Origin of the sequence: Pseudomonas imrae (genome assembly GCF_046352735.2) — a bacterium.
Taxonomy (GTDB): domain Bacteria; phylum Pseudomonadota; class Gammaproteobacteria; order Pseudomonadales; family Pseudomonadaceae; genus Aquipseudomonas; species Aquipseudomonas imrae.
Window position 1 is genome coordinate 4,710,516 of the sequence record NZ_CP110853.2, and the last position, 15,867, is coordinate 4,726,382.

Here is a 15,867-nt window from a genome sequence, read left to right on the forward strand (position 1 = left end):
ACCTTATTCAAACCTGCGCGATCCACTTGCGATGGGTATGGATCGACATCAAAACCCCAAACGCTGACAGCAATGTCACCAGCGAAGTTCCGCCGTAGCTAATGAACGGCAACGGCACCCCAACTACCGGCAACAGGCCACTGACCATACCGATGTTGACGAAAACGTAAACAAAAAAAGTCATTGTGAGGGAACCGGCAAGCAGTTTCCCGAATAGCGTCTGTGCCTGCGCGGTGATGACCAGGCCGCGCCCGATCAACAGCAAATAGATCAACAGCAACGCACAAATGCCCACCAGGCCAAACTCTTCGCCCATCACCGCAATAATGAAGTCAGTGTGGCTTTCCGGAAGAAAGTCCAGGTGGGACTGAGTACCCAGCAGCCAACCTTTTCCGAATACACCACCCGAACCGATGGCTGCCTTGGACTGAATGATGTTCCAGCCGGTCCCCAGCGGATCACTTTCCGGATCGAGGAACGTCAGGACTCGCTGCTTCTGATAGTCGTGCATGAAAAAGAACCACATGGCGATAGCCAGCGGTATCGCAGCAACCAGCACGCTGAGGATCCAGCGCCAACGCAAGCCGCCCATGAACAGCACGAACGCGCCGCCCGCGAGGATCAGCAGGCCGGTACCGAGGTCCGGCTGGCGCACGATAAGAATAAAGGGAATGCCGATCAGCACCAGACTGACCGCCACATGCTTGAGCTGCGGCGGCAATGTGCGCTTGGACAGGTACCAGGCAATCATCGCAGGCATCAGGATCTTCATGAATTCCGATGGCTGGAAGCGAATGACCCCCGGGATGTTGATCCAGCGCGTAGCCCCCATGGCGTTGTGGCCTATGACATCCACCACCACCAGCAACAGGACACCAGCAACATAGCCAACAGGCACCCACCGCGCCATGAAGCGCGGCTCCAGCTGGGCGATCACCACCATCGACAACAGGCCCAGGCCGAACGAGGAGGCCTGCTTGATCAGCAAGTCCCAATTCTTGCCACTGGCCGAATACAACACGAACAGGCTACCGGCGGCCAGGATCAGCAGCAGGATCAGCAACGGACCATCGATATGCAGGCGCTGCAGCAATGTCGCGCGACGACGCATCACATCTTCGCTGGAGAGGATGCGGTCAAAATTACTCTTCACGGGCCGTAGCCTCCGCGCTTGAAGGGTTGGCGAACTCAGGCTTGAGCTTGCCCTCCTCGTCCAGTAACCAGGCATCCATGATCTGGCGCACCACCGGGGCCGCCACGCCGGAACCGGATTCGCCGTTCTCGACCATCACCGCCACCGTGATCTTCGGGTTATCGGCTGGGGCAAAACCTACGAACAAGGCGTGGTCGCGGTGGCGCTCCTGGACCTTGGAGCGGTCGTATTTCTCACCCTGCTTGATCGCAACCACCTGCGCCGTACCGCTCTTGCCGGCAATCCGGTACTGCGCACCGACTGCCGCCTTGCGCGCGGTGCCCCGGGCACCATGCATCACTTGCTGCATACCGTGGTTGACCTTGTTCCAGTCGGACGGATCGCGCAGGACGATGTCCGGGATCGGATTTTCATCCACCGGCGGCTCACCCTCGATGGTCTTGGCCAGGCGCGGGCGGATCCACTTACCCTTGCTGGCCACCAGCGCGGTAGCCTGGGCCAGTTGCAGCGGCGTGGCCTGCATGTAGCCCTGGCCGATCCCCAGGATCAGCGTTTCACCGGGGAACCAGGCCTGGCGACGGGTAGCGCGCTTCCACTCCCTGGACGGCATCAAGCCAGACGATTCTTCGAACATGTCCAGGGAGACTTTCTGACCCAGGCCGAACTTGCCCATGTAGATCGACAAGCGATCAATCCCCAGCTTATGCGCCAGGTCATAAAAGTAGGTGTCATTGGAGCGCATGATCGCCGTGTCCAAGTCCACGTAGCCGTCGCCGGAGCGATTCCAGTTGCGGTATTTGTGGTCGTAGTTGGGCAACATGTAGTAACCGGGATCGTAGACCCGGCTGGAGGCGGTCACGACGCCTGCATCGAGGCCGGCAATCGCTACCGCAGGCTTGATGGTCGAGCCCGGAGGATAGAGGCCGCGTAATACCCGGTTGAACAGCGGTCGATCGATCGAGTCGCGCAACTCGGCATAGGCCTTGAAGCTGATCCCGGTGACAAACAGGTTGGGATCGAAACTCGGTTGACTGACCATCGCCAGCACTTCGCCGGTATTGGGATCGAGCGCGACCACCGCACCACGACGACCGCCCAGGGCCATTTCCGCAGCCTCTTGCAGCTTGATGTCGAGGCTCAGGACGATATCCTTGCCGGGAATCGGATCGGTGCGCTTGAGCACACGCAACACACGCCCGCGAGCGTTGGTCTCGACCTCCTCGTAACCCACCTGCCCATGCAGTTCGGCTTCGTAGAAACGCTCAATGCCGGTCTTGCCGATATGGTGGGTGCCGCGGTAATTGACCGGGTCGAGGGTTTTCAGCTCTTTCTCGTTGATCCGCCCCATGTAGCCGACGGAATGGGCAAAGTGCGCACCTTGGGGGTAATGACGCACCAACTGCGCCACGACTTCCACGCCCGGCAGGCGGAACTGATTCACCGCGATCCTGGCGATTTGCTCTTCGGTCAACTCAAACAGCATCGGCACCGGCTCAAAAGGTCGGCGCCCCTGCTTCATGCGTTTTTCGAAGATCGCCCGGTCATCCGGGGTCAGTTGCAGCACCTCGACAATGACATCGAGGGTTTGCCTCCAGTCGCCGGAGCGCTCGCGAGTCATGCTCAGGCTGAAACTGGGCCGGTTGTCCGCGATCACTACGCCATTACGGTCGAATATCAAGCCGCGGGTCGGCGAAATCGGCTGCACATGCACCCGATTGTTTTCCGACAGCGTGGAGTGATAGTCATACTGGATCACCTGCAGGAAATACAGGCGGGCAATCAACACGCACATCAGCACGACCACCGCGATCGCACCGAACACGACCCGACCGCGCACCAGGCGTGCATCTTTCTCGTGGTCCTTGATCCGGATCGGTTGGGTCATCGGGCAGGGCGCAGATTATTTGTGATAAGGGTGCCCGGACAGAACTGTCCAGGCGCGATACAGCTGTTCACCGATCAAAATCCGCACCAGTGGATGTGGCAATGTCAGGGGCGACAGCGACCAGCGCTGGTCGGCCCGCGCGCACACTTGCGGTGCCAGCCCCTCGGGGCCGCCGACCATGAAGTTCACCGTGCGTGAATCCAGGCGCCAACGATCCAGTTCCACCGCCAACTGCTCGGTGCTCCAGGGCTTGCCATGCACCTCGAGGGTGACAATCCGCTCATTGGGGCCGACCTTGGCCAGCATGGCCTCGCCCTCCTGACGGATAAAGCGCGCCACGTCGGCATTCTTGCCCCGGGTATTGAGCGGTATTTCCACCAGTTCCAGCGCAAGCTCGGATGGCAGGCGCTTGGCATATTCATGCCAACCTTCCTCCACCCACTTGGGCATGCGTGAACCGACAGCAATCAGACGCAGGCGCACAGCCGTTCCTTATTCCTGGTCTTTGTTGAGCTTGTCGAAGTGTGCGTGACCGACTTCAGGGCTGTGGTGCTTGCCATCGGCGGCACGGCTCTGCTCGGCACCTTTCCACAGACGCTCCAGGTCGTAGAACTGACGGGCGTTGGAGGTCATCATGTGCACGATCACGTCGTCCATGTCCAGCAGGACCCAGTCGCTGTCACCCTTGCCTTCCTCACCCAGCGGCTTGACGCCTTGGGCTTTGACGGCTTCGCGAACCTTGTCCAGCATCGCGCCGATCTGGCGGTTGGAGGTACCCGTGGCGATGATCATGAAGTCGGTGATGCTCTGCTTGTCGCGCACGTCCAGGACCTGGATGTCCTGGGCCTTCACGTCTTCCAGAGCGGCAACGGCCACTTTCACCAGTTCTTCGCCAGCCAGTTCCGGGCCAACGTGGGCCTCGACCGGCAGTGGCGCGCTTTTGAACGTGCCTTTGCGTTTAACTTTGCTTACGTCTTTGTTCGTCATAAAAAACTCGTTTTGCTCGTATGTTCGGGCGCTCGCTGCACGACTGTTCGTGCGTTCAAGCGCGCCTTTTCAGTTCGACGCACGGTAAAGCCCGTGCGCATCGATGTAGGCCAGGACCGCGTCAGGCACCAGGAAACGTACCGACTTCCCGCTGGCCAGCAGTTGACGGATCTGGGTGGCAGACACCGCAAGCGGGGTCTGCCAGACGAATGCAATATTCCCGTTCGGCCCGGTCAGGGCCAAGGGGTCACTTACCGACCGCGCGGCCAGCAGGTTGCGCAAGGCATCCGGCGGTTCGCTGTCGGCATCCGGGCGTTGCAACACCAGGATGTGGCAATGCTGGAGCAACTCTTCCCAGCGATGCCAAGTGGGCAGGCCGCAAAATGCGTCCCAGCCCAAAAGCAGAAACAATTGGTCGTCTGCGGCCAACTCGGCGCGCGTCTGTTCCAGGGTGTCGATAGTGTAGGACGGTTTGTCGCGCTTGAGTTCGCGGTCGTCCACCACCAGCGGCGATATACCGGCAACGGCACATTCGACCATCGCCAACCGATCAGGCGCCGACACCTGGGGCGTATCCCGATGAGGCGGCCTGGCATTGGGTATCAGGCGCAGCTCATCGAGTCCAAGGGCGTCCGCCACTTCCAGGGCACTGCGTAAATGACCGATGTGTACGGGATCGAAGGTGCCGCCAAGCAGCCCGATGCGTTTATCCATCAAGTGCGCACATGACCGTCACCGAAGACCACGTACTTCTCGCTGGTCAAGCCCTCCAGACCAACCGGGCCGCGAGCGTGAAGCTTGTCGGTGGAAATACCGATCTCCGCCCCCAGGCCATACTCAAAGCCGTCGGCAAAGCGCGTCGAGGCGTTGACCATCACTGAAGCGGAATCCACTTCGGCCAGGAAACGCCGCGCATCGCTGAAATGCTCGGTAACGATCGCGTCGGTGTGTTTGGAGCCGTAAGTGTTGATGTGCTCAATGGCCTGATCCAGATCGTCGACGATACGGATCGACAGGATCGGCGCCGTGTATTCGGTGTACCAGTCCTGCTCGGTGGCTTCGATCACGTCGGCACCGAGCAACGCCCGGGTACGCTCGCAACCGCGCAGTTCAACACCCTTGTCACGGTAGATGGCTGACAGCGGCGGCAGTACACGCCCGGCAATGGCTGCATGCACCAACAGGGTTTCCATGGTGTTGCACGGCGCATAGCGGTGAGTCTTGGCGTTATCGGCGATGCGAATCGCCTTGTCGAGATCGGCCGCAACGTCGATAAACACGTGGCAGACGCCGTCCAGGTGCTTGATCACCGGCACCTTGGCATCGCGGCTGACACGCTCGATCAGGCTTTTGCCGCCGCGCGGCACGATCACATCGACAAATTCAGGCATGGTGATCAACGCGCCAACGGCGGCACGATCAGTGGTCTGCACGACCTGGACCACTTCAGCCGGCAACTCGGCCACGGCTAGGCCCTGTTGAATGCACGCGGCGATGGCACGATTGGAATTGATTGCCTCGGAACCGCCACGCAGGATGGTCGCGTTGCCAGACTTCAGGCACAGGCTCGCCGCATCAATGGTCACGTTTGGCCGCGACTCATAAATGATGCCGATCACCCCCAGCGGCACACGCATCTTGCCCACCTGGATACCCGAGGGCAGAAAGCGCATGTCGCGGATCTCACCGATGGGGTCAGGCAACTTGGCCACCTGACGCAAACCTTCGATCATGTCGTCGATACGTGCAGGCGTCAGCGCCAGGCGATCGAGCAATGCAGGCTCCAGACCATTGGCCCGACCATTGGCCAGGTCCTGCTCGTTGGCGGCTGCAAGTTCTGCCCGCGAAGCATCCAAGGCATCGGCAGCGGCCATCAGGGCACGGTTCTTCTGCGCGGTGCTCGCACGGGCGATCAATCGCGATGCCTGACGGGCAGCGCGACCCAGGCGGGTTATGTAGTCAAGAACGGACTCAGTCATGGTCTGGTGGGGTCTTGGCAAAGAGGAAAGCGGCAGATTATAGCTGTCGCGTCGCCCTACGGACAGCGGTGAGGGGCGGATGGTCGAAATGAACTGTAAAAACTCGATGTTCAGCGGTGATTAAGACTGGAGTTGATATGATCCTGGCACATTTGGCTGCCCTGAACGTTGATCGTCATGACCCGTTTTTCGCCTCCACCCCCCGCCGGAGCCTTGCCCGACAGCTTTTTCAATCGCGACGCCCAACAGCTCGCACAGGATTTGCTGGGTAAAATCATTCGCCATCGTGTCGGCGATTTGTGGCTGTCCGCGCGAATTATCGAAACCGAAGCGTACTTTCTGGCCGAAAAAGGCAGCCACGCATCCCTCGGCTACACAGAAAAGCGTAAGGCTTTGTTTCTGGATGGCGGGCATATCTACATGTATTACGCCCGTGGCGGCGATTCGTTGAACTTCAGCGCACAGGGGCCGGGCAATGCGGTGCTGATCAAGTCGGCCTACCCATGGCAGGACGAGCGTTCCGGCCCGGCCGGCCTGGCGCAAATGCTGCTGAACAATCCGCACGCCAACGGTCGCCCACGCACGCTCCACAAGCTCTGCGCCGGGCAGACGCTGCTGTGCAAGGCGCTGGGCCTGAAGGTACCGATGTGGGATGCCCAACGCTTCGATCTACAGCGATTTTACGTCGACGACGTGGGCCTGGCGCCCGAACAGATTATCCAGACCACACGCCTGGGCATCCCCGGCGGACGGGATGAACACCTGATGTATCGCTTCGTCGATGCAGGATTCGCGGCGTATTGCACACGGAACCCGCTGCGGCGGGGGCAGGTCGAAGGCCGCGATTATGTTTTGATTTGAATATCTGAAACAACCGCTCCTGCTGGAAATGGCATCGGCAATACCTTCGCTCCCACAGAAGGGCGCCAGTGTTTTGAAAGACGCATTGCCAAGCCGGGAGCGATTAATTGATGGAGTTGATTGTATGGGCCCATGGCTCGATGGCATTACTGGCTGGCTGACCCTTAACCCCCAATGGCTGGCGGCGGCGGTGTTTATCATCGCATTTGTGGAATGCCTGGCCATCGCCGGAATCATCGTGCCGGGCACGGTGCTGATGTTTGCCGTCGCCGCACTGGCCGGCAGCGGCGCATTGTCCCTGAGCGAGACGCTGCTACTGGGCTTGCTCGGCGGCTTGCTGGGCGATGGGGTTTCCTACTATCTAGGGCGACATTTCCACCAGAACATCCGACGCCTACCCGGCCTGCGTCACCATCCCGAGTGGATGAGCGGTGCCGAGGTTTACTTTCAGAAGTACGGCATCGCCAGCCTGCTGGTGGGCCGTTTCATCGGCCCGCTGCGACCGATGCTGCCGATGGTGGCCGGGATGTGCGACATGCCATTCCCGCGCTTTGCCGCCGTCAGCGTGCTGGCCGCCGCCGGCTGGTCGGTGGCCTACTTGCTGCCGGGCTGGGCCGCCGGCGCGGCATTCCGCCTGCCGTTGCCCGAAGGATTCTGGCCCGAAGCCGGCGTCGTCGCCGCCTGCCTGGCTGTGCTGCTGGGCGTGACCCTCAACAGCAGCCTGCGCGGACATCGTCGGGCCACGCTATGGATGGGCTGCGCCAGCCTGGTGTTGTTGATCGCCATGTTTATCGGCTATCCCCATTTGAACCACTTTGACCAAGGTTTGATCGCTCTGGTCCAGGAGCACCGCGGCCCGGCCATGGACCAGGCCATGGTGATGATCACCCAGTTGGGCGAGTTCAAGAAGATGTTCGTCGCCAGTGCGATCCTGACAGGCTTGCTGTTGCTGGCGCGACAATGGCGCCAAGCGATCTTTGTCGGCGCCACACTGGCGGGCGCGGCGCTGATCAACACCGGCACCAAGCTGTTTTTTGCCCGTGGCCGTCCGGAAGTCCTCAGCGACCCGCTGACCAGCTTCAGCATGCCCAGCGGCCATGCGTCCGGCTCGTTTGCGTTTTTCCTGGCGTTGGCGGTGCTCGCCGGACGCGGCCAGCCTACCCGCATGCGCCTGACATGGCTGTTGCTGGGCGCCATTCCCGCCGCTGCCATCGCTCTGTCACGGGTGTACCTGGGTGTTCACTGGCCAACCGACATCCTGGCAGGCACCTTGCTGGCGATGACGGTCTGTGCGTTCAGCCTTCATCTGAGCCAGCGCCAGACCCTGTTGCCGCCGATGGCACCCAGGGTCTGGTGGCTGTTATTGCCGGCCTGTGTGGCCGTACTCGGTTTCTTTGCGCTGACCGGTACATCCCACGCCCTGCTCAGGTACGCGTACTAGCCTAAGCCGGCCCTACCCAGTCGAGGGGAGAAGCTCGCCGTTCACTGCAGCGCTCCCTTCGCTCCAGCAACATTTCATCAGCGATTTCAGCCGCTCGCTCGGCGATATATTCCGCGCTGCGCTGGTCGGCCAGTTGAATCACTTGTGCGGTGACGCTGATAAGGATCGCATCCCACACAGCTTGCTCCGAGGGTGATAGACGAATCATCTGCATTTCCTGAAACGGTTGGTTGAAGACCAACTATTTCAGGCAACGGGATCGAAGCAACGACGGAAAGTCCGAAAGTACCGAAGGATAAATCCTTCACCTGATGGAACCTTCACTCGCCCTGCATTTGATCCAGCAACTCTTGAATCGCATCCAAGCGCTGCTGCGGATCGTCGAGTTGCAGCAGGGCGACTTTATTGGTTTCGGTGAAAGGCAACAGATACGCCAGTTTGTTGCCCAGCGCTTGCTGCCCCTGCGCCTCGGAACCCATGTCGAGCGAGGCGACCATCGGGTGTTCGGCCAGGGCCTCAAGCAAGGCAAGCAGGTCGGCGTCTTGCGCCTCAAGGGGGTGTTCCGGCAGGTCCTCCAGCCATTGCACATCAGCCACCAGCAACTGGTCATGCCGAACTTCGGCCTCAAGGATGCGAAACCTGCGGCCACCCTCGACGCGGATCCCCAGCAGGCCGTTGTCCTGCAGTTTGAAATCTCGAATCAGCGCCTCGCAACCAACCACCGCGTAGCCTTCTGGCGCCAGCCCCACTTCAGCGCCCTCCAGAATACACACCACGCCGAAGTTTTCGCCCTTTTTCATGCAGCGACTGATCATGTCCAGGTAGCGCGCCTCGAACAGTTGCAAATCAAGGGTGCAACCGGGAAACAGCACCGTATTAAGGGGGAACATCGCCAGACTCATCATGGTTTCCTCAACCCCGACTTAAGCAACTATTGAGACCGCCAACGGCAGGAACACCGCCGTCGCGACACCCATCAAGCTCATCGCCAACGCCGCGAAGGCGCCACACTCTTCACTTTCCTGCAGGGCCACCGAGGTGCCGACTGCGTGGGCGGTCATGCCCAGGGCCATGCCACGTGCCTCAGGGCTGTGAACTCCCAGGCTCGACAGCAGCGCCGGCCCGGCCATAGCCCCGACCACCCCGGTGATCAACACAAACACCGCTGCCAACGCAGCCACGCCACCGATCTGCTCGGCCACCAGCATCGCGATGGGTGAAGTCACGGACTTGGGCGCCATGGTCATCAACACCATGTGCTCGGCACCAAACCACCAGCCCAACCACACGCACAGGCCGGTAGCCAAGACGCCTCCCACCACCAGCGTAGTAAAAATCGGCCAGAACAGCTGGCGAATACGACGCAGGTTCAAATACAACGGAACCGCCAGCGCCACGGTTGCCGGGCCCAACAGGATGCCCATGATCTCGGTGCTTTCGCGATACTCGGCATAGGTCAGGCCACAGCCCAGCAACACGCCGATCACCAGTAGCATCGAGACCAATACCGGCTGCAAGAAGATCCAACGGGTTTTCTCATACCCCGCCAGCACCAGTTGATAGGCGCCCAAGGTAACGCCGATGCCAAACAATGGATGATGGATCACTGCCGCCCAGGCACCTTGCCAATCGAAGGTCATTGCCCTTCCTCCTTGTGTGCATGGCGCTTGACCAGTTGTTGCATCAATACCCCGGCAAAACCCATGGCAATCACCAGCGACAACACCAGCGCACCGACTATGGCCCAGAAATCGGCAGCAATGTCCTTGGCGTACACCATCACGCCCACAGCCGGGGGCACCAGCAGCAACGGTAAATAACGCAGCAGACTGCCCGCCGCCAGGCTCATGGGCTCTGCGACTTCACCGCGCCACACCAGATAGACCAGCAACAGCAGCAGGCCGACAATCGGCCCGGGCATAACTGGCAGGAACATGTGATTGATGGCGGTGCCGGCCAATTGAAACAGCACCAGCCATGTCAGGCCACGTAATAGCATCCGTCTTCTCCGCGAAAGCAAGCCCACATTATAAGCATGCACTCGCTATGAACCGGCATTCGCCAAAGGCATGGTTGGTTGACCGGGTCAGTTGCCCGTGATGATCTACAGGGGTTAAAACAACAACACCCTCCCCTGTAGGAGCGAGGGCAGTGAATTGATGAGCCAAGGAGAGTCGCAATGCCCTCAGTTCCCGTAACGCAACTCAAAGATTATGTCGGCAAGGAACTGGGACGTTCCGAGTGGTTCAAGATCGACCAGGCGCGCATCAACCTGTTCGCCGAAGCCACCGGCGACTATCAGTTCATCCATGTCGACCCGGTGAAAGCCGCCCAGACCCCGTTCGGCTGCACCATCGCCCACGGTTTTCTGTCGCTGTCGCTGATGCCCAAGTTGATGGAAGGCCTGCTGATCATGCCCGAAGGCCTGAAAATGGCCATCAATTATGGCCTCGATAGCGTGCGCTTCATCCAGCCGGTCAAAGTTGATTCCAAGGTGCGCCTGGCCGTCACCCTCACCGACGTCGCCGAGAAAAAGCCCGGCCAGTGGCTGTTCAAGGCCACGGCCACCCTGGAAATCGAAGGGCAGGAAAAACCGGCCTATATTGCCGAGTCGTTGTCGCTCTGCTTCGTGTGAAGCGCAGCCGCTCACCGCAGGCGCTGGCTTGCTCGCGTAAAACCCAATGTCACCGCGTGCCGTGTGGAGGCCCGCGTTATCGTTGACGATTTTCGCGAGAAAGCTCGTTCCTACGGGCTCATCACTCACAGACCACTAGGTATAGCTTCCCCCGCTGCGGCATACTCGGCGTTCAATTATCCGGATCCCGCTATGCGCTCACTCGCCCCCCTTGCTCTCGCTTTGTTGCTCACCGCTTGCGGCGACGGTGAATCCCTGTTGCCGCCTGACGCGCAACTGCCAGACGGCGGGCGTTACCGTGGGGACCTGGTCAACGGCTTGCTGCAAGGCGTGGGCCGTATCGATTACCCCAACGGCAGCTGGTACGCCGGGCAGTTCGACAAGGGCCAGTGGCACGGCCAGGGTGAATGGCATGGCAGTAATGGCGAGGTCTATAAAGGCCAGTTCCAACATGGCCTGTTCGATGGGCAGGGCAGCCTGACCACGGCGGCGAACAGTTACATCGGTGGTTTCAAGCAAGGCCGGCGCAACGGCGAGGGCACTCTCAAAGAGGGCCAGATGACCTATCGCGGCGAATTCAAGAATGACCAGTATTCCGGGCTCGGTCGCCTGGAACTGGCCGATGGCAGCCAATACCAGGGCCAGTTCGCCCACGGCAAACCCAATGGCGAAGGCCAGCGCAATGACGACAGCGGCAACCTGTTCAGTGGCCTGTTCGTCGACGGCCAGTTGGAAGGCAACGGCACCTTCAACAGCGCCGAGGGCGACATTTACGTCGGCCACTTCAAGCAGAACCAGCTTAACGGCAAGGGTCGCTATGAAAACGCTGACGGCGATGTCTGGATCGGTGAGTTCAAGGAAGGGAGCCTGAGTGGCAAAGGTGAGTTGATCGGCAGCGACGGCAGCCATTATGTCGGCAACTTCAGCGACTGGCGCTTCAGCGGGGACGGTCGCTTGAACCTCACCGACGGTAGTTTCTACGTCGGCGGCTTTGACAATGACAGCTATCACGGCCAGGGCACCCTGGTGCTCACCGATGGCACGGTGCAGGCCGGGACCTGGGCCAGTGGCATGCGCGTGCGTGACGCCGACGGCAAACTGTTGCCCGACGCCCTGGAAGTCGGGGTACTCGCCCAGGGTCGCCTGCTTGACGCCGCCCTCGCGTCCGTTCCCGCCTCGACCCCGGCCGTGGAGCTGTACACCCTGGCACTGGCTGGCGACGGCAAGCAAAGCGTGTTTCTGCGCGAAGCCGATTATGTCAGCAACCTGCTCAATACCCGTTTTGGAGCCCGCGGCCAGATTCGCCTGGTCAACCACCGCGACCACATCGCCGATCGCCCCATGGCCACTCGCGAAAGCTTGCGTCAGGCAGTGCAGACCCTGGCCGAGCGTACGGGCCCCGAAGACTTGGTGTTCATCTACATGACCAGCCACGGCACCCATGAGCATGAGTTGGTACTCGAACAACCACGCATGGAGCTGGCTGACTTGCCGGCGGACGAACTGGCGAGCGTGATGGCACCGCTTAAGGACCGCGACAAAATCATCGTGATTTCCGCGTGTTATTCCGGTGGTTTCATCCCCGCTTTGAAAGACGAGCGCACCCTGATCATGACGGCTTCACGCGCTGATCGCGTGTCGTTCGGCTGTTCTGAAGAAGCCGACTTCACCTACTTTGGCGACGCACTGTTCGCCCAGGCCTTCAATCAGACCGACAACCTGCAGCAAGCCTTCAAGTTGGCACAACGGCATGTGACCGAACGCGAGATGGCTGACAACTTCGAGGCCTCCGAACCACAGATCTGGGCCCCCAAGGGCGTTATCGCCCGCTGGCAATTATTGCGCAAACAGCAGGCACGAAAGGCGCTGGAAAGCGTCTCTATAAATAGCAAGGAAGCCAAGAGCAACTAAGCTGAAACTGTATCAAGGGGGAAACACCATGTACTTGACACCTCAGCATATTTTGCTTGCCGGAGCCTCGGGCCTGACCGGGGAACATCTGCTGGACCGTCTGCTCAACGAGCCCACCGTCACCCGCGTACTGGCTCCCAGCCGCAAGCCGTTGGCCGAGCACCCACATCTGGAAAACCCCGTGGGCGACCCGCCGACGCTCCTGGCGCAACTGTGCGGCCAGGTCGACATCGCTTTCTGTTGCCTGGGCACCACCCTGAAAAAGGCCGGTTCGGAGCAAGCCTTCCGCGCGGTCGACCTGGATATGGTAGTGGCGTTCGGCAAACGCGCGCGGGAGATGGGCGCACGGCATCTGATCGTCATCAGCGCGATTGGCGCCGACCCAAAATCCTCGGTCTTCTACAATCGGGTCAAAGGGGAAATGGAGCAGGCGTTGAAAGCCCAGGATTGGCCGCAACTGACCATCGTCCGCCCTTCATTGCTGCTGGGCGAACGCCTGGAACCGCGCTTGGCCGAGCAACTGGCCGGGCCGTTATCGCGGTTGATTCCAGGCAAATACCGCGGCATAGAAGTCTGTGAACTAGCCCGGGCCATGTGGCGCCTGGCGCTGGAAGAGCAGGATGGGGTTCGGATTGTGGAATCGGATGAATTGCGCAAGCTCGGCAAGTGACCTGACTCAAAGGCCTGGAAATGATCCAAATTGTGGGAGGGGCCTGCTCCCTCCCACATTGTTTTGTGTTGTCTTGAAGATCTTGTCTAGAGCCCACCTGTGGCATTAAACCCAACCCCTAACACCGTCAACACCGACAACGGCAACAACAGGGTATCGAGCAATGCGCTGGCCGGCAGGTCGAGTCCGGGATAGCTTGGCGCCTGGGCCCCAAAACGATCCATGGCACAGCAGCCGCCCTGCATCGCATACAGATCCAGGCGCGTTCCCGCATAGACCACCGGCGCGCCGGGTTTCGCCGCATCCAGGGTTCGAACGCTGGCGCAGCCGGTCAGATGCAGCGCCAGTAACACCAGCAATGCTTTATTCATCGCTGCTCAAATGATGCTCCCCCCAACGCGGCAGCATGTCCTGAGGGATATTCAGCAGGTTGAGGATCCGCGCCACCACAAAATCCACCAGATCATCGATGGTCTGCGGCTGGTGATAAAAACCTGGCGATGCCGGCAAAATGGTCACGCCCATATTCGACAACTTGAGCATGTGCTCCAGGTGAATGCTCGAATAAGGCGCCTCGCGCGGCACCAGGATCAACTGCCGACGCTCCTTCAAGGTCACATCCGCCGCGCGTTCGATAAGATTGTTGCACGCCCCCGTGGCGATGGCCGACAGCGTTCCGGTAGAACAGGGCACCACCACCATTGCCGCCGGTGCGCCAGAGCCGGAGGCTACCGGTGACATCCAGTCCTCCTTGCCGTAGACCTTGATCTGCCCCGCCGCCGCACCGGTGTACTCGGTAAGGAAGGCTTGCATCATCTGCACCTTGGGCGGCAGCGAGACGTCGGTCTCGGTCGCCATCACCAGTTGCGCGGCCTTGGAGATCAGAAAGTGCACCTCGCGGTCTTCGCGTACCAGGCAATCGAGCAGACGCAGGCCATAAGGCGCACCTGATGCGCCAGTCATCGCCAGCGTGATGCGCTCCGGCCCACTCATTGCAGCGCCTCGGCAAGTTTGCCGTGCAGGCCGCCGAAGCCGCCATTGCTCATGATCACGACGTGAGTCCCCGGCTTGGCCTGGCTCTTGACCCGCTCAATGATGCCTTCCAGGGAGTCGCTGACTATCGACGGTACGCTACACAGTCCCGCGACGGCCGCCAGATCCCAACCCAGGTTGGCCGGCGCGTACCACGCCACCTGGTCTGCATCATTGACGCTTTGCGGCAAACCGTCCCGGTGCGCGCCCAGCTTCATGGAGTTGGAGCGCGGTTCGATAATGGCGATTATCGGCGCATCACCGACCCGCTTGCGCAGGCCATCAAGCGTGGTAGCAATCGCCGTCGGGTGGTGGGCAAAGTCGTCGTAGATGGTAATCCCGTTCACTTGTGCGACCAGTTCCATCCGCCGCTTGACGCTCTTGAACGCGCTCAAACCGGCGATGCCCATGGACGGTACCACCCCGACGTGACGTGCTGCCGCCAGGGTCACCAGGGCATTGGCGACGTTGTGCTGGCCGGTCATGTCCCAATCCACCACGCCTTGGGCCACGCCTTCGAACAGCACTTCAAACCGGGAGCCGTCTTCGCTCAGCAACCTTGCCTGCCATTGCCCGCCCTCACCTGTAGTTTGCACCGGGGTCCAGCAGCCCATCTCGACCACACGCTGCAAGGCCCGCTCGGTGGTGGGGTGAATCACCAGGCCTTCGCTGGGAATGGTGCGCACCAAATGATGGAACTGGCGCTCAATGGCCGGCAAATCGGGGAAAATGTCTGCGTGATCAAACTCAAGATTGTTCAGGATCGCCGTGCGTGGGCGGTAGTGGACAAACTTGGAGCGCTTGTCGAAAAAGGCACTGTCATATTCATCGGCTTCGATGACAAAGAACGGCGTGTCGCCCAGGCGCGCCGATACCGAGAAGTTCTGCGGTACACCGCCGATCAGGAAGCCAGGGCTCATGCCTGCATGCTCCAACACCCAGGCCAGCATGCTGCTGGTGGTGGTCTTGCCGTGGGTTCCGGCGACCGCCAACACCCAGCGCCCCTGCAATACGTGATCTGCCAGCCATTGCGGGCCGGAAACGTAGGGCAAGCCTTTGTTCAACACGTATTCGACAGCGGGATTGCCGCGAGACATGGCATTGCCGATCACCACCAGATCCGGCACCGGGTCGAATTGCGCCGGGTCGTAACCTTGGGTCAACTCAATACCCTGAGCCTGCAACTGTGTGCTCATGGGTGGATAGACATTGGCATCGGAGCCAGTGACATGGTGCCCCAGTTCTTTGGCCAGGACTGCCATCGAACCCATGAATGTGCCGCAAATACCGAGAATATGAATGTGCATGGTCAA

18 protein-coding genes are annotated in these 15,867 nt (G+C 60.4%); 5 read left to right on the forward strand and 13 right to left on the reverse strand.

Going from position 1 to position 15,867, the window contains the following annotated elements:
• Positions 1–7: 7 nt before the first annotated feature.
• The 6 genes from rodA to OQ460_RS21420 form a co-directional block, all read right to left on the reverse strand.
• A complete protein-coding gene (gene rodA / locus OQ460_RS21395) occupies positions 8–1,111 on the reverse strand; it encodes a rod shape-determining protein RodA (RefSeq protein WP_410022080.1) in 1,104 nt (367 codons plus the stop codon).
• Positions 1,112–1,142: 31 nt separating this feature from the next.
• Positions 1,143–3,038, reverse strand: coding sequence for a penicillin-binding protein 2 (mrdA, locus tag OQ460_RS21400; RefSeq protein WP_410019324.1), 1,896 nt, complete (start codon positions 3,036–3,038; stop codon positions 1,143–1,145).
• A gap of 15 nt (positions 3,039–3,053) precedes the next feature.
• Positions 3,054–3,521 (reverse strand): 23S rRNA (pseudouridine(1915)-N(3))-methyltransferase RlmH, encoded by a 468-nt coding sequence (gene rlmH, locus OQ460_RS21405; RefSeq protein WP_410019325.1) that lies wholly within the window; start codon positions 3,519–3,521, stop codon positions 3,054–3,056.
• Between the two features lie 9 nt (positions 3,522–3,530).
• Complete coding sequence (gene rsfS, locus OQ460_RS21410) at positions 3,531–4,025, reverse strand: ribosome silencing factor (protein ID WP_003176298.1); 495 nt, start codon at positions 4,023–4,025, stop codon at positions 3,531–3,533.
• A 69-nt stretch (positions 4,026–4,094) separates the two neighbouring features.
• Positions 4,095–4,739: a nicotinate-nucleotide adenylyltransferase gene (gene nadD / locus OQ460_RS21415; RefSeq protein ID WP_410019326.1), complete on the reverse strand. Its 645-nt coding sequence runs from the start codon at positions 4,737–4,739 to the stop codon at positions 4,095–4,097.
• Positions 4,739–6,004: a glutamate-5-semialdehyde dehydrogenase gene (locus OQ460_RS21420; RefSeq protein ID WP_410019327.1), complete on the reverse strand. Its 1,266-nt coding sequence runs from the start codon at positions 6,002–6,004 to the stop codon at positions 4,739–4,741. Before OQ460_RS21420 ends, nadD begins: the two co-directional genes overlap by 1 nt.
• Positions 6,005–6,181: 177 nt before the next feature.
• Between OQ460_RS21420 and OQ460_RS21425 the strand changes: the two genes are divergently transcribed.
• Positions 6,182–6,865 carry a DNA-3-methyladenine glycosylase gene (locus OQ460_RS21425; RefSeq protein WP_410019328.1) on the forward strand — a complete coding sequence of 228 codons (684 nt, stop codon included), beginning with the start codon at positions 6,182–6,184 and terminating at the stop codon, positions 6,863–6,865.
• A gap of 124 nt (positions 6,866–6,989) precedes the next feature.
• On the forward strand, positions 6,990–8,306 hold the full coding sequence (locus OQ460_RS21430; protein WP_410019329.1) for a bifunctional DedA family/phosphatase PAP2 family protein: 1,317 nt from the start codon (positions 6,990–6,992) through the stop codon (positions 8,304–8,306).
• Between the two features lies 1 nt (position 8,307).
• Here OQ460_RS21430 and OQ460_RS21435 read toward each other — a convergent pair whose 3' ends face one another.
• The 4 genes from OQ460_RS21435 to OQ460_RS21450 all read right to left on the reverse strand — a co-directional run bounded on the left by OQ460_RS21435 (position 8,308) and on the right by OQ460_RS21450 (position 10,305).
• Positions 8,308–8,514 carry a hypothetical protein gene (locus OQ460_RS21435; RefSeq protein ID WP_410019330.1) on the reverse strand — a complete coding sequence of 69 codons (207 nt, stop codon included), beginning with the start codon at positions 8,512–8,514 and terminating at the stop codon, positions 8,308–8,310.
• A gap of 112 nt (positions 8,515–8,626) precedes the next feature.
• Complete coding sequence (locus OQ460_RS21440) at positions 8,627–9,208, reverse strand: LON peptidase substrate-binding domain-containing protein (RefSeq protein WP_410022081.1); 582 nt, start codon at positions 9,206–9,208, stop codon at positions 8,627–8,629.
• 21 nt (positions 9,209–9,229) lie between these two features.
• A complete protein-coding gene (locus tag OQ460_RS21445) occupies positions 9,230–9,946 on the reverse strand; it encodes an LrgB family protein (RefSeq protein WP_410019331.1) in 717 nt (238 codons plus the stop codon).
• Positions 9,943–10,305 carry a CidA/LrgA family protein gene (locus OQ460_RS21450; RefSeq protein ID WP_410019332.1) on the reverse strand — a complete coding sequence of 121 codons (363 nt, stop codon included), beginning with the start codon at positions 10,303–10,305 and terminating at the stop codon, positions 9,943–9,945. Before OQ460_RS21450 ends, OQ460_RS21445 begins: the two co-directional genes overlap by 4 nt.
• A gap of 180 nt (positions 10,306–10,485) precedes the next feature.
• Between OQ460_RS21450 and OQ460_RS21455 the strand changes: the two genes are divergently transcribed.
• The 3 genes from OQ460_RS21455 (at position 10,486) to OQ460_RS21465 (ending at position 13,522) form a co-directional block, all read left to right on the forward strand.
• On the forward strand, positions 10,486–10,941 hold the full coding sequence (locus OQ460_RS21455; protein WP_410019333.1) for a MaoC family dehydratase: 456 nt from the start codon (positions 10,486–10,488) through the stop codon (positions 10,939–10,941).
• A 192-nt stretch (positions 10,942–11,133) separates the two neighbouring features.
• On the forward strand, positions 11,134–12,852 hold the full coding sequence (locus tag OQ460_RS21460) for a C13 family peptidase (protein ID WP_410019334.1): 1,719 nt from the start codon (positions 11,134–11,136) through the stop codon (positions 12,850–12,852).
• Positions 12,853–12,880: 28 nt separating this feature from the next.
• Complete coding sequence (locus tag OQ460_RS21465; RefSeq protein ID WP_410019335.1) at positions 12,881–13,522, forward strand: oxidoreductase; 642 nt, start codon at positions 12,881–12,883, stop codon at positions 13,520–13,522.
• Positions 13,523–13,608: 86 nt separating this feature from the next.
• On the opposite strand, the gene OQ460_RS21470 is transcribed toward OQ460_RS21465, so the two are convergent.
• Genes OQ460_RS21470 through mpl form a run of 3 tightly spaced genes read right to left on the reverse strand, consistent with a single transcriptional unit; the run spans position 13,609 to position 15,861 of the window.
• The gene (locus tag OQ460_RS21470) at positions 13,609–13,893 is read right to left on the reverse strand and encodes a YceK/YidQ family lipoprotein (protein WP_410019336.1); all 285 of its coding nucleotides are present in this window, start codon (positions 13,891–13,893) and stop codon (positions 13,609–13,611) included.
• Positions 13,886–14,515: a flavin prenyltransferase UbiX gene (gene ubiX / locus OQ460_RS21475; protein WP_038443595.1), complete on the reverse strand. Its 630-nt coding sequence runs from the start codon at positions 14,513–14,515 to the stop codon at positions 13,886–13,888. Before ubiX ends, OQ460_RS21470 begins: the two co-directional genes overlap by 8 nt.
• The gene (mpl, locus tag OQ460_RS21480) at positions 14,512–15,861 is read right to left on the reverse strand and encodes a UDP-N-acetylmuramate:L-alanyl-gamma-D-glutamyl-meso-diaminopimelate ligase (protein ID WP_410019337.1); all 1,350 of its coding nucleotides are present in this window, start codon (positions 15,859–15,861) and stop codon (positions 14,512–14,514) included. Before mpl ends, ubiX begins: the two co-directional genes overlap by 4 nt.
• Positions 15,862–15,867: the final 6 nt, after the last annotated feature.

Bases quoted from the DNA above. Each gene is read 5' to 3' on its own strand.
- rodA (WP_410022080.1), bottom strand. From the start codon at position 1,111: ATGCGTCGTCGCGCGACATTGCTGCAGCGCCTGCATATCGATGGTCCG.
- mrdA (WP_410019324.1), bottom strand. From the start codon at position 3,038: ATGACCCAACCGATCCGGATCAAGGACCACGAGAAAGATGCACGCCTG.
- rsfS (WP_003176298.1), bottom strand. From the start codon at position 4,025: ATGACGAACAAAGACGTAAGCAAAGTTAAACGCAAAGGCACGTTCAAA.
- nadD (WP_410019326.1), bottom strand. From the start codon at position 4,739: ATGGATAAACGCATCGGGCTGCTTGGCGGCACCTTCGATCCCGTACAC.
- OQ460_RS21420 (WP_410019327.1), bottom strand. From the start codon at position 6,004: ATGACTGAGTCCGTTCTTGACTACATAACCCGCCTGGGTCGCGCTGCC.
- OQ460_RS21425 (WP_410019328.1), top strand. From the start codon at position 6,182: ATGACCCGTTTTTCGCCTCCACCCCCCGCCGGAGCCTTGCCCGACAGC.
- OQ460_RS21430 (WP_410019329.1), top strand. From the start codon at position 6,990: ATGGGCCCATGGCTCGATGGCATTACTGGCTGGCTGACCCTTAACCCC.
- OQ460_RS21435 (WP_410019330.1), bottom strand. From the start codon at position 8,514: ATGATTCGTCTATCACCCTCGGAGCAAGCTGTGTGGGATGCGATCCTT.
- OQ460_RS21440 (WP_410022081.1), bottom strand. From the start codon at position 9,208: ATGAGTCTGGCGATGTTCCCCCTTAATACGGTGCTGTTTCCCGGTTGC.
- OQ460_RS21445 (WP_410019331.1), bottom strand. From the start codon at position 9,946: ATGACCTTCGATTGGCAAGGTGCCTGGGCGGCAGTGATCCATCATCCA.
- OQ460_RS21450 (WP_410019332.1), bottom strand. From the start codon at position 10,305: ATGCTATTACGTGGCCTGACATGGCTGGTGCTGTTTCAATTGGCCGGC.
- OQ460_RS21455 (WP_410019333.1), top strand. From the start codon at position 10,486: ATGCCCTCAGTTCCCGTAACGCAACTCAAAGATTATGTCGGCAAGGAA.
- OQ460_RS21460 (WP_410019334.1), top strand. From the start codon at position 11,134: ATGCGCTCACTCGCCCCCCTTGCTCTCGCTTTGTTGCTCACCGCTTGC.
- OQ460_RS21465 (WP_410019335.1), top strand. From the start codon at position 12,881: ATGTACTTGACACCTCAGCATATTTTGCTTGCCGGAGCCTCGGGCCTG.
- OQ460_RS21470 (WP_410019336.1), bottom strand. From the start codon at position 13,893: ATGAATAAAGCATTGCTGGTGTTACTGGCGCTGCATCTGACCGGCTGC.
- ubiX (WP_038443595.1), bottom strand. From the start codon at position 14,515: ATGAGTGGGCCGGAGCGCATCACGCTGGCGATGACTGGCGCATCAGGT.
- mpl (WP_410019337.1), bottom strand. From the start codon at position 15,861: ATGCACATTCATATTCTCGGTATTTGCGGCACATTCATGGGTTCGATG.